This is a genomic window from Alloyangia pacifica, from assembly GCF_900116195.1.
GTDB classification, from domain to species: Bacteria; Pseudomonadota; Alphaproteobacteria; order Rhodobacterales; family Rhodobacteraceae; genus Salipiger; species Salipiger pacificus.
In genome coordinates, this window is sequence record NZ_FOZW01000002.1 from 39,257 (window position 1) to 52,013 (window position 12,757).

Sequence of the window (12,757 nt, forward strand, 5' to 3'; positions counted from 1 at the left end):
GCGCCACGAAGTGGGTCGGGCGCTGCAGCCGGTCGGGCCGAGTCGCGAAGAACTCCGGAGCCTACGCTTGGGGCGCTGCCCGGATTGGCGATGGTGCCAGCTCAGCGGGGTCGGACACCCGGCAGCGGCGGCGGACAGCGCAAACGGACCATTGCTTGCATTCGGGAGGCATTTCGCGTGATAGGGCCACAGTTAACCTCTCCTCGGGTGGACCGATAGCCACAATGCCCCAGACCGATCCCATCACGACCGATCACCTCGAGACCGATTGTTCGAAATGCGCGGCGCTGTGCTGCCTCGCGCTGGCCTTCGACAAGGGCAAGGATTTTGCCTTCGACAAGAACCCCGGAGAACCTTGCCGCAACCTCTCGGGGCACAGCTGCACGATCCACGACCGGCTGACGGAGGAAGGTTTTCCCGGCTGCGTTGCCTATGATTGTCTGGGCGCCGGCAACCGTGTCGTCCAGGAGGTCTTTGCCGGTCAGTCCTGGCAGAAGGAGCCGCGCTTGACGCGGTTGATGATGGAAGCCTTCTCCGGCATGCGCGAAGTCCACAAGCGCATCGACCTGCTGCGCGCTGCCGAGACTTTGCCGCTGGAACAGCGCGACGAGCAAATTCGGCGGGATTTTCTTGCCCGCCTCGAGCAGCACCGTTGGAGCGGGCCCGAACTGAACGATTTCGAGGTGGGCCTCGCGTTGGAGATCGACCTCTTCTTCCACAGCATCCGGAAATACTTGCCGGTCTCACACTCAGCCGAGTGGTGAACCACGGAGCCGCGCCGACGCGGCCGTTCGGTCGACCCAGGCGCAAGTTCACCGGGGCACAACGCTGTGCGAGGGCGCGCCGCGGCGGTCGGCATCAAACTCCTTTTGGTCACGTAGATCTTGCGCCCCCTGTGGCGCGTCTCTTTCGGCGTCGTCCGCTCTACGGGATTTCCCGCTTGCTCTGCAGCAAAATGGACATCCAGAGGCCGGAGGCCGCGCAATCTTGGCAATTGCACCGGCGCCCGGTCGCGCAGGCAGCCTGCGGGCGCGGCGCATTGGTCGGGGTGGCCACGACCTCGGGTCATCGCGGGGCGTGCCTGACGTGGCAGAGCGTCTCGGTTTCCGCTCGCGGTGGCGGGCCGCGTGTGCTGACCCCCGAGCCCAGCAGAGGCGCTTGGCCCATCGGGGGGCTGGCCGCTTCCGGCGGATTTCCGCCGCATTGCGGGAGCTAGAAGTTCTCGATTCCGAAACCGGCGGGGGCATGGCCTCATATCATATGTAATTTATTGAATTTATTTATGTGCCGCAGATTCAGCATTTCTCTGGAGGCCCTTCCCATGGCGATTTCTCCGTCAGGTGTTTCTCGATTTGATCTACCCCTTGAAGAATTCTCCGCGCCAATTTTGACCGGGCGCACCGAGGCCGAAAAGCTGACGCTCGCACAGGGCTTTGCCGTCAGTGCCAATCCGCACGCTTCTGGCGGTGCCTATGTCGAAGCCACGGCGGAGGTGTCGCGGGCGGGCGGGGTCTTCGAGGGGGCACCGGGCCTCTACGATCTGACACTCGGCTATATGGACGAGAGCGATGGGGTCTCCTACCTCGAGGTGCTGGTGAACGGCGCGGTGGTCGCGGCCTTTGACTGGGACCGGCCGGTAGGCACGGCGATCGTGACCGCGACGAGCAGGACCGAGCACCTCGTGACCGGGCTCACACTGGCGCCGGGTGACGTAATCGAACTGCGCGGCGCTGCGGAGGGCGGCGAGCCGCTGCGAACCGACTTCCTCGACATCTCGGTAGGACAAACCCCGGCACCGGGGGACAGCTTCGAGATCGAGGCCGAAGCGCTGCAGATCCTCGGAGGCTTCTCCGTGGTTGCGAACGGGGCGGGATCGGGCAGAGCGGTTCTGCAGCATACCGAGGGGACCGAGGCGCGGGCACTCTATGAAGTTCAGCAGGCCGGAAGGTTCGACCTGACCCTCGGGTATTTCGACGAGACCGACGGCATCTCGTCCCTGCGCGTGCTGCTCAATGGCGTCGAGATCGACGCTTTCGACTGGGACTCGGATCGGGGCGGCGTGCTGGCTAGCGCCGAGAGCCGCGCCGAAAGGGTCCTGCAGGGGATCGATCTCGCCGTAGGCGATCTGCTCGAGTTTGTCGGACACGGTGACGGCGGCGAGCCGCTGCGCCTCGACAGGCTCTCTTTCACCCGCAGGTTGGAGACCGTCGATTACGATCCGTTCCTGACCGAGTTGCCGAACGTCGAGATGGTTGCGCGCCGGGGCGATCACATTGCGTTGCTGACGCCTCTTGCCGACGAGAGCCGGTATGACGATGCGGTGCTGAGGCGCATCGTCGAGGCGGTCGACACCGGCTGGGAGTTCTACCAGAAGGTCACGGGACGCGCGCCGAGCCTGCATCCGGTCTATTCGCTAGACGGTCTCGGCACCGTCGCGGTGGTCGAGCGGACCATCGGCGCAGGTGGCGGCTTTCTGGGTTACACGGGCATCGAGATCTGGGCCGATCCCTATTTCGACGTCTGGATGCACGACAACGTCCGCGATCACGACCAGTTCGACCAGATTCCCTTTTACGAGCTGGGGCGCAATTTCTGGTTCTATTCTGGTGCGCTCGGTGCCCTGCCGGTGGACGAGGCGACGAGCTTTGCGGTGGTGAACCGCTATTTCGCCATGGATTTCGCTGGGGTCGATCCGGCGCCGTACAACAACCGCTATCCCTTTGACGCGTTGCGAGACGAACTGCTCGACGATCTCGCCCAATTTTACCTTCAGGACCCGGCGCTCGACTGGAGCAACACAATCGAGATCAACGCCGGACCGGTCCTGCCGGAAGCCTATGCCCGCTGGGACGGCAGCGCGCTGCTGGTCTCGCTGTTCGCGCGGGTGATGGAGGACCTGGGCATCGACGCTTATGCGCGGATGTGGCAGCTCATCGGGCAGGCTCCCCATGCAGGTGACCCGGAGGCGGCGGCGGAGAATTTCTTCGATGCGGCCTGGCAGGCGACCGGGGTCGACTACGGCTTCCTGCGCAAGCAGGGCGGCGAGCGATTCTTCATCGGAGATGATGGGGACAACACGCTAACAGCGTCGAGCACCACAGCCGGACGCGCGGTGCTGCACGGTTTTGCCGGGAATGACCACCTCGAAAGCGAGGCGGCATGGCCCTACGGGCACTCGCAGCTGTTCGGGGGCTCCGGGGACGACCACCTTGTCGCGAAAGAAAGCGGCGCCACCTTGGTCGGGGGCACGGGCAACGACCTGCTCGAGGCGACCTCGCGAAGTTACGGGCAACTCCACGGCGGCGACGGCGACGACAGGCTTTCGGCACCCGGATACCTTTACGGCGAGGCAGGCCGGGACACCTTTGCAGTCGGCGTGCTGGTCGACGACACGCTCAGCCACGGCTGGATGCGGATCCAGGACTACCAGCCCGGCAGCGATGTCATCGACATGGGCGGCTACCCGATCGAATATGCGGTCGAGCGCGAGGGCCAGGTCGAGCTGAGTGTCCTCGGCGGCCAGAGGTTGGCGGACCGCGTCTATATCAACGGGGCGAGCACGCTGGATGAGATCAGCTTCGTCAATCTGGGTGACCCGGCAATTCCTCTGCTTTTCGAGGCCGAGGACCTCGACATTCTCTCCGGCTTCGAGGTCGTCGCCAATATCAATGCATCGCGGGAGTACTTCCTTCAGCATGTTCACACCGAAGATCCCGCGCGTGCGCTGCTGCGCGTCGAGGAGACCGGAACCTTCGACATCACCATCGGCTATTTTGACGAGACCGATGGTGTTTCGAGGATGCATGTCCTTCTCAACGGCGAGGAGATCGGGGTCTTCGACTGGAACGCCACCACCGGCGATGACATCGCCTCAAAGGCGAGCAGGGCCCAGCATACCCTCGAGGGTGTCGAGCTCGCCGACGGCGATGTGCTTGAACTTCTGGGGCAGGGCGATGGTGGCGAGCCATTGCGCACCGACTGGCTGATGCTGAGCCCGGTCGCGGCGCAGGCGGTCGATATCTGGTATAAGGAGCGCGCGCCTGACGCTGCGGGCGACCGCGCAATGATCGGGGCCAATGACGGCAGCGGTAGCTTCAGCGAAACCGATCCCGCTGTCGGCTGGGACGGGCAGACCGTCATGGCCGCCGATGTGGACGGGGATGGTGACGACGATTTCGTGCTGATCGACGGCCCGCGATCTTTCGACAGCTCCATTCCCAATCCCGCGATACTGGAGTTCACCTTCAGCATTCGGGAGAATCTCGGTGGGGGAGATTTCGTCGCATCCGACAGCTACGCGCTACAGGTCGAACTGCAATTCGAGGACTATCTCCTGGAGGACTACCTCGCCTCGCCTGCCTCGCTTACGTTTCTCGAGGATATCATGGAGCTGCAGGACGCTGCGGACGTCGACGGTGATGGTGATGTCGACCTTCTGGCCACGAGCTACGTTGCGCAGGCCTTTCTCATCTTCGAAAACGATGGCGCCGGCCACTTTCAGGTCATGGCGCAAAGCCCGGGAATTCTCGGCTCCAATGGCAGCGAGGCGCTGTTTGGAGACTTCAACGGAGACGAGGCGCTGGACGTGGTGGTGGCAACCGCCGGCGACTATGCTGGCATCTGGATGATGATCAACGACGGCAGCGGGCAACTGAGTTTCGGGGCCGGGTCGTCTCCGTCCGACGATTCAGCCCGCGATCCGCAGGTCGTCGATCTCGACGGGGATGGCGACCAGGACGTGCTCTTCATCGGTGGCGGCGACGGGCATGGCATTTTCGGCCTGCTCAATGACGGCACCGGCAATTACCAGCGCGTGTCGCAGCCGAGCATCAGCCCGGGCGATTTCGCGACTGTAGGCTCGGCGCGGGCTGCCGACTTTGACGGGGATGGCAAGGTCGAGGTGGTCGCGGCTGGGCTTTCCAACGGAACCGACATGCCGCCCGGGCTGCGGGTCTTCGAGGTCGTTTCGTCAAGCGAGGGCGTCGATTTCGTTGAGACGGGGTACGACCCGCGCTTCAGCGGCAACGTGAAGGCGCCCGCCGACTATGATCTTGACGGGTATGTCGATCTTCTGCTCACCCAGAGCAGTGCGGAGGGCTATATCGTGACCCTGCTGCGGAACGACGGCACCGGGCAGTTCGAGGACGGCGGGCGGGTGATCGCCCCCTTTTCTGCGGCGGAATATTCGTGGGGGCCGCAGGTTCACCTTGGGACCTTCGACAGCCTTGAAGCGCTCGTCTGACGCTTTGGACAGCGAGTTTGTCACCGAGGGCAGCCTGCGCGCGGAGGCATGGCCCATCGGGTCGCAGGCGGGGTACCCTGGAAACGGTTGGCAGAGCGGTTCCAATTGCGGCGCGGTGGGCGCTCAGCGTTAGGTGAGACCCTTGCGGCGCGCCGCGAGATCAGGCGGAGGCCCGGGCGGAGCGATGGTCGCCGATGCGCCGATCCCTGCCGCCTGAAGCCCTCTGTCCGGACGGGTCCTACTGGAAGAAATACTGCGCGTAGATCGGTGCGCATCCGGCGCCGAGCGCCCGGGCATTGGCGCCGACCCGGGCTTCCTCCGGGCGGGGGGGCAGCATCCCCCTGGTGTCCAGCCGGTCGAGCGCGTCGCAGGTGTGGGCAACCACCCGGGCTCGCACCTCGGCCGGCATGGCTCCGTCGATCAGCGCGACCTCGAAATCCAGCACCGAGCCGATCGAGCGGATCGCATGGGCCAGCGCCTCGCCGGTGCGTTCGACCCAGGGGCCGATCTGCCGCTCGAAGGCGCGCCAGTCCTGCGGCTGCGTCCAGAGCGCCGTGGTGTCCAGCCCTTCCGCCGCGATGGCTGCCTCCAGCGGGTGCAACGAGGCGGCGTCGATCAGCGGCAGCTCGCCGCCGCCGGGCGCGGGCACGCGGAGCGAGCCGAAGGCCCCGGCGTTGTTCTGCGCGCCGACGGTAACGCTGGAGTTCAGCACCACCCCGCCGCCGATGAAGGAGCCAATGAAGAAATACGCGTAGTCGCTGAACTCGCGACCCCGCCCGAAAACATGCTCGGCGCGGCAGGCGGCAGTGCCGTCGTTTTCGGTGAACAGCGGCAGCTCGCTGATCCGCGCCACCTCTTGCTGAACGTCGATCTGCGCCCAGATGCTGAAGTCGATGGGAGCGCCCAGAACCTCGGTCCAGCTCCAGATCTCCGAGGGGGCGGCGATGCCGATGCCGCAGAGCCGCTCGCGCTGGTAGGCCGAAAGCCCCCGCGCAAGGTCCTCCATGCCACCTTCCAGATAGGCAAAAATCTCGGCTGGCATGGGATAGGGGTAGGTGGACTGCGAAGAGCCCAGAACCTCGCCCATCAGGTTCATCACCACGAGGTCCGCCGAGCGCCGGCCGATCTTCAATCCATAAGAGAGCGCCGCGTCTGGGTTCAGCGCCATCGGCACCGAAGGCTTGCCGACCCGCCCGCGTTGCGGCTCGCGGCGCAGCAGGAACTCCTCCGCCTCGAGCTTGCGCAGGATGTTGGAGACGGTCTGGGCGGAGAGACCGGTGTGCTTGGCGATGTCGCTGCCGGGCAGCGCGCCGTGGCGCTGGATCATTGACAGGATCAGCCGCTCGTTGTGTGCCCGCACGCCAAGCAGGTTGGCGCCGTCGCTGAGCTTCCTGATCTCCTGTCCGACCTCCCGGATCTCCATGCTGTCTCCCCCGTACCGACGTGCCACAGACTACCTGCTCCAGTTAATAAATCAATTTTATTTATTTATTGACGCAAGGTCGGAATCGCCAGTATCACAGTGGGCAATCCGTTGGAGGACGGAGGTTTCACGGGGCGCCCGGCGAGGCGACCCCATGACACGATAGGGAGGAGGAGACCCCATGAAGAAGCTGATTTCCGTCAGCGCGTTTGCGCTGCTCGCATCGACCCTCGGCGCCCACGCGCAGGACGGCGGCAGCGCCTGCCTGATCACCAAGACGGACACCAACCCGTTCTTCGTGAAGATGCGCGAAGGCGCGGCGGCCAAGGCCGAGGAACTGGGCATGACGCTCAACTCCTACGCCGGCAAGGTGGATGGCGACAACGAGAGCCAGGTGGCCGCGATCGAGACCTGCATCGCAAATGGCGCGGACGGTATCCTGATCACCGCGTCGAGCACCTCGGCGATCGTTCCCTCGGTGCAGCAGGCGCGCGACGCGGGAATCCTGGTGATCGCGCTCGACACACCGCTCGATCCGATCGACGCCGCCGACATGACCTTTGCCACCGACAACTTCCTTGCCGGCGAACTTATCGGCCAATGGGCCGCGGCCAAGCTCGGCGATGCGGCGGCCGATGCACGGGTGGCCTTCCTCGATCTTGATGTCAGTCAGCCGACCGTCGGCGTGCTGCGCGATCAGGGCTTCATGCAGGGCTTCGGCATCGATCTCGCCGACCCGAACAAATGGGGTGACGAGGACGATAGCCGCATCGTCGGCCATGACGTCACGCAGGGCAACGAGGAAGGTGGCCGCAAGGCGATGGAGAACCTGCTCGCCACCGATCCGATGATCAACGTGGTCTACACGATCAACGAGCCCGCCGCCGCCGGCGCCTACGAGGCGCTGAAGGCCATCGGACGCGAGAACGATGTGCTCATCGTCTCGGTCGACGGCGGCTGCCCCGGTGTGCAGAACATCGCCGACGGGGTGATCGGCGCGACCTCGCAGCAATACCCGCTGCTCATGGCGTCCAAGGGCATCGAGGCGATCGCCGCCTTTGCCAAGGACGGCTCCAAGCCCGAGGCGACCGAGGGCAAGAACTTCTTCGACACCGGCGTGAAGCTGGTGACCGACCAGCCCGTCGAGGGTGTCGAGTCGATCTCGGTCGAGGAAGGCACGAACCTCTGCTGGGGCTGAGCCCGGCAGCCCGGGCCCGTGCCGCCTGACGGGGCGGGCCCATTCCAGATTACCGCAACCTGCGGGTCACGGCCGGTGAGGGGCCGCCCGCGTACGCGAGAGGAGGGCGCGAGATGGCCGAAGCGGACAGGTACGAAGACGTTGTCCGAACCCGGAGCGACGAGAAGTTCGCCGAGTTCGAGGACACGGGAAAGGGGCTCTGGGGACGCTTCCATGAGCTTTTGCACACCACCCCGGCCATTGTGCCGCTGATCGTGCTGCTGGCCGCCTGCGTGGTCTTCGGGCTGGTCCTCGGATCGAAATTCTTCTCGCCCTTCGCGCTCACACTGATCCTGCAGCAGGTGCAGATCGTCGGGGTGCTCGCCGCCGCGCAGGCACTGATCATCCTGACCGCCGGGATCGACCTGTCGGTCGGGGCGGTGGCGGTGCTCTGCTCGGTGATCATGGGGCAGGTGACCTTCCGCTACGGTGTGCCCGCGGTGCTCGCCGTGCCCATCGGTCTGGCCTTCGGTACCGCCATCGGCGCAATCAACGGTTGGCTGGTCAGCAAGGTGAAACTACCGCCCTTCATCGTCACGCTGGGCATGTGGCAGATCGTGCTGGCGGTGAACTACCTCTATTCCGCCAACGAGACGATCCGCGCCCAGGACATCGAGGCGCAGGCTCCGTTCCTGCAGTTCCTCGGCACCAAGTTCAACGTCGGCGGCGCGGTCTTCACCCTTGGCGTGGTGCTCATGCTGCTGCTCGTGCTGGTGCTGGCCTACGTGCTGCGCTCCACTGCCTGGGGGCGCCACGTCTACGCGGTGGGCGATGACCCCGAAGCAGCGCAACTCGCGGGCGTCGACCGGCACAAGACCATCATGTCGGTCTACATGCTGGTGGGCTTCATCTGCGGTCTCGCGGGCTGGGTGATGATCGGTCGCTTCGGTTCGGTCTCGCCCTCCGCGACCACCGGCGTCATCGGCAACATCCAGGCGATCACCGCTGTGGTTATCGGGGGCATCTCGCTCTTCGGCGGGCGCGGCTCGATCCTCGGGGCCTTCTTCGGGGCGCTGATCGTGGGTGTCTTCGAACTGGGCCTGCGCATGGCCGGGGCCGACCCGCAATGGACCTATCTTCTCATCGGTGTGCTGATCATCGCCGCCGTGACCGTGGACCAATGGATCAGAAAGGTGACGGCATGACCTCTCCAGTTCTCGAAGCCCGTGGCCTCGTCAAGCGCTACGGCAAGGTGACCGCCCTCGACCACTGCGACTTCGACCTGATGCCGGGGGAAATCCTCGCGGTGATCGGCGACAACGGCGCGGGCAAGTCGACGCTGATCAAGGCGCTCTCCGGCGCCATCCAGCCCAACGCGGGGGAAATCTTCCTCGAAGGCAAACCGGTCAGTTTCGACTCGCCCAATGACGCGCGGGGCGAGGGGATCGAAACCGTCTATCAGACCCTCGCCATGTCCCCGGCGCTATCGATCGCCGACAACATGTTCATGGGGCGCGAGCTGCGCATGCCCGGCTTCATGGGCCAGTACTTCCGCAAGCTCGACCGCAAGCGGATGGAGGAGTTCTCGCGGCAGAAGCTCTCGGAACTGGGGCTGATGACCATCCAGAACATCAACCAGCCGGTCGAGACGCTCTCGGGCGGCCAGCGTCAGGGTGTGGCGGTGGCGCGGGCGGCGGCCTTCGGCTCGCGGGTGGTGATCCTCGACGAGCCGACCGCGGCGCTCGGGGTGAAGGAGAGCCGCCGGGTGCTCGACCTTATTCAGGAGGTGCGGGCGCGGGGCATCCCGATCATCCTGATCTCGCACAACATGCCGCATGTCTTCGAGGTCGCCGACCGGGTGCACATCCACCGCCTTGGCAAGCGGCTCTGCGTGATCGACCCCAAGGAGCACACGATGTCAGATGCGGTGGCCTACATGACCGGTGCGGCGGTGCCGGAGGGGGTTGCCGAACCGGCGTGACCTGCCGATCCCGCCCAGACCGGACGACGCCCGGCTCCTAGATGGGGCCGGGCGCATTGGTGTCCAAGCGCGCCGGTACGTCAGAAGATGCGCGTTCTCAGCTGACCAGCTTCTTCTGGGCGGCAAAGGGGCTCAGGCCGAGCCACTTTTGAATTGTCGACGCGACGTCGCGGCAGCCATCCATCTCGAATTTGTCCGCGGCCCTGGCGGTCGTCGTCAGGCCCATCCAGACCTCGGTCATCGTCCGCAGGTCGGTGGTCACCACGAGATCGACCTCGAAGCCGGGGTCGACGAGGCAGAGATCAACCGCGCCGTTCGGCTCGACAATGAGCCACCAGGACCGTTTCGACTGGGGCACGTCGGCGAACTGGAAGTTCAGCACCGTGCGCCTTGGCGGCAGTGGGCTGGGGTCGAGATTGCGCCGCATGTCCCACATCAGCAGCGAGACATCGAGCCGTTCGAGCGAGGGCTCGGATTTCACCCATTTCTGCCCCCAGATGCCGAAGGCCTCGACGATCGACAGCAGGTCCGCGCCAGCCGTCGTGAGCAGGTAGTCGACGTGTTGCGTGCCGGCGACCGGGTGCCGCTCGACGATGCCCGCGGCCTCCAGTTCGCGCAGCCGCTGCGCCAGCAGCGAACGCGACATGCGCGGCACGCCGCGCCGCAGGTCGTTGAACCGCGTTGACCCGGCGACGAGCTCTCGGACAAGCACCATTGTCCAGCGTGTACAGAGAATTTCGGCGGCCATGGCCACCGGGCAGAACTGGAAGTAGCTGGCATTTGACATATCCGCTCCCCTGGCTTGCAGGCCGCATTATAGCCCACATTCCATTTTTTGTATCCGGTCCAGACTCTGGACCGGCTGGTCCAGTTTCGACACTGGTTTCAAATCCGTCCCAGCTGCATCCTCCTGCGCCATGAACCGCACCGCATGTCGGTTCGGCACAGGGGCGCCCGGCCGGTGCCGCCGCCCCGCAACCAGCGGAGGAAACCATGACCAACGGAATCGAGGTGAACGGCCTGGACGGCACCAGGCAGAAGGTCTCGGCGGAGGCGCGGGCGGAACTTGACGGGGCGCTGCGCGGCGCTGTCCTTTCCGACGGCGAGGACGGGTTCGAAGAGGCGCGGGCGATCTGGAACGGTATGGTCGACCGCAAGCCGGCGCTGGTGATCCGGGCGATGGGCACCGGTGATATCCGCGCCGCGGTGAATTTTGCCCGGGACCACGGTCTGCGGATGTCGGTGCGCGCAGGCGGGCACCAGATCGCCGGGCTGGCGGTCGAGGAGGGCGCGCTGATGCTGGATCTGTCGCAGATGCGCTCGGTGCATGTCGATCCGGCGGCCCACACGGCGCGGGTCGAACCCGGTGCCACGCTTGGCGATATCGACTGCGAGACGCAGGTGCACGGGCTGGCCGTGCCGGTGGGGGTCAATTCGACCACGGGCATATCCGGGCTGACGCTGGGCGGCGGCTTCGGCTGGATCACCCGCAAATACGGCATGACCATCGACAACTTGCTCTCGGCCGAGATCGTCATTGCGGACGGCACCATCCTGCATGTGTCGGAAACCGAGAACCCCGACCTGTTCTGGGCGATCCGCGGCGGGGGCGGCAACTTCGGCGTGGTGGCCTCCTTCGAGTTCCGCCTGCATCCCGTCGGCCCCGAGGTGCTGTCAGGGCTCATCGTGCATCCCTTCGCCGAGGCCGCCGAGCTGCTGCCGAAGTTCCGAGCGCTCTGCGATACGGCCCCGGACGAGCTGACCATATGGTCGGTGCTGCGCAAGGCGCCGCCGCTGCCTTTCCTCCCCGAAGAGTGGCATGGCCGCGAGGTGCTGATCTTTGCCGCCTGCTACGCCGGTGACATGGCCGAGGGCGAGGCGGCGATGCGCGAGCTGCGGGCGCTTGGCTCGCCCATCGTCGACGTGATCGGCCCCCACCCATTCGCCGGCTGGCAGGCGGCCTTCGATCCGCTGCTCGCGCCGGGCGCGCGCAACTACTGGAAGAGCCGCGATTTCCTGACCCTTGGGAGAGGCACCATCGGCGCCATTCTCGATGCGGTCGGGCAATTGCCGGACCCGCAGTGCGAGGTGTTCATCGCCCATGTCGGCGGTGCCATGGCCCGCGTCGCCTCGAATGCGACTGCCTTCCCGCAGCGTGACAGCCACTTCACCATGAACGTTCACACGCGGTGGGACGATCCGGCGAAGGACGCGGCCTGCATTGGCTGGGCGCGCGATCTCTTCGAGGCAACGGCGGCAGATGCGGCCCCCAGCGTCTACGTCAACTTCATGCCGGAGGACGAGCCCGATCGTCTTGCCGAGGCCTATGGCGGCAACCTAGAGCGACTGCGCGAGATCAAGGCGCGCTACGACCCGGCGAACCTCTTCCGGGTCAATCACAACATCCAGCCGCAGCGGGTGACCGAAGCCGCGCAATGAGCGGTGGTGCAGGCGCGCCCTTCGGTGCGCCTGCTTCAGAATGCGGCGCGCCGCGGACGAGGAGCTGGCGGCGACCCATACATAACGACGGGAGGGAAACATGGAACGCTCACTCTACGACCGGCTCGGCGGCAAGCCAGGCGTCGCGGCCCTGGTGGACGACGTCATCGAGGCGCACCTGAAGAACCCGGTGATCCAGGCGCGGTTTCTGCCGTATCTCGAGATGCCGGAGCGACTAGCAACGGCCAAGGCGCATCTATGCGATTTCTTCGGGGCCGGGAGTGGCGGGCCGGAGACCTATACCGGACGCAGCATGGTCGAGGCGCACCGCGGCATGAACATCAGCGCAGCCGAATACCTTGCGGCCATGGACGACATCATGGCCACGCTCGAAGCGCATGACATCGACGAGCAGGCCCGCAAGGACGTGCTGATGATCTCCTTTTCCCTGAAGCCGGAGATCGTGCGGCAGTGATGCCCGTCGCGGAGTGGCGA

9 protein-coding genes are annotated in these 12,757 nt (G+C 65.5%); 7 read left to right on the plus strand and 2 right to left on the minus strand.

The window, feature by feature from the left end:
- The first annotated feature begins 224 nt into the window (after nucleotides 1–224).
- Both BM397_RS04580 and BM397_RS04585 read left to right on the plus strand, forming a co-directional pair.
- Entirely contained in the window at nucleotides 225–764 is a 540-nt protein-coding gene (locus BM397_RS04580) for a hypothetical protein (RefSeq protein ID WP_092419040.1), read from the plus strand.
- A 623-nt stretch (nucleotides 765–1,387) separates the two neighbouring features.
- Nucleotides 1,388–5,242 (plus strand): FG-GAP-like repeat-containing protein, encoded by a 3,855-nt coding sequence (locus BM397_RS04585; protein WP_143015318.1) that lies wholly within the window; start codon nucleotides 1,388–1,390, stop codon nucleotides 5,240–5,242.
- 238 nt (nucleotides 5,243–5,480) lie between these two features.
- Here BM397_RS04585 and BM397_RS04590 read toward each other — a convergent pair whose 3' ends face one another.
- A complete protein-coding gene (locus tag BM397_RS04590) occupies nucleotides 5,481–6,665 on the minus strand; it encodes an ROK family transcriptional regulator (RefSeq protein ID WP_092419044.1) in 1,185 nt (394 codons plus the stop codon).
- Between the two features lie 181 nt (nucleotides 6,666–6,846).
- Between BM397_RS04590 and BM397_RS04595 the strand changes: the two genes are divergently transcribed.
- From BM397_RS04595 to BM397_RS04605, 3 genes are all read left to right on the plus strand, one after another.
- Nucleotides 6,847–7,863 carry a sugar ABC transporter substrate-binding protein gene (locus BM397_RS04595; protein WP_092419046.1) on the plus strand — a complete coding sequence of 339 codons (1,017 nt, stop codon included), beginning with the start codon at nucleotides 6,847–6,849 and terminating at the stop codon, nucleotides 7,861–7,863.
- A 113-nt stretch (nucleotides 7,864–7,976) separates the two neighbouring features.
- Nucleotides 7,977–9,047, plus strand: coding sequence for an ABC transporter permease (locus tag BM397_RS04600; RefSeq protein ID WP_092419048.1), 1,071 nt, complete (start codon nucleotides 7,977–7,979; stop codon nucleotides 9,045–9,047).
- Nucleotides 9,044–9,823, plus strand: a complete 780-nt coding sequence (locus tag BM397_RS04605) for an ATP-binding cassette domain-containing protein (RefSeq protein ID WP_092419050.1) — start codon at nucleotides 9,044–9,046, stop codon at nucleotides 9,821–9,823. Before BM397_RS04600 ends, BM397_RS04605 begins: the two co-directional genes overlap by 4 nt.
- A 97-nt stretch (nucleotides 9,824–9,920) precedes the next feature.
- On the opposite strand, the gene BM397_RS04610 is transcribed toward BM397_RS04605, so the two are convergent.
- On the minus strand, nucleotides 9,921–10,610 hold the full coding sequence (locus BM397_RS04610; protein ID WP_092419052.1) for a winged helix-turn-helix transcriptional regulator: 690 nt from the start codon (nucleotides 10,608–10,610) through the stop codon (nucleotides 9,921–9,923).
- A 206-nt stretch (nucleotides 10,611–10,816) separates the two neighbouring features.
- Between BM397_RS04610 and BM397_RS04615 the strand changes: the two genes are divergently transcribed.
- Together BM397_RS04615 and BM397_RS04620 are read left to right on the plus strand one after the other, a co-directional pair.
- Complete coding sequence (locus tag BM397_RS04615; RefSeq protein WP_092419054.1) at nucleotides 10,817–12,262, plus strand: FAD-binding oxidoreductase; 1,446 nt, start codon at nucleotides 10,817–10,819, stop codon at nucleotides 12,260–12,262.
- 100 nt (nucleotides 12,263–12,362) lie between these two features.
- A complete protein-coding gene (locus BM397_RS04620) occupies nucleotides 12,363–12,737 on the plus strand; it encodes a group I truncated hemoglobin (RefSeq protein WP_092419056.1) in 375 nt (124 codons plus the stop codon).
- Nucleotides 12,738–12,757: the final 20 nt, after the last annotated feature.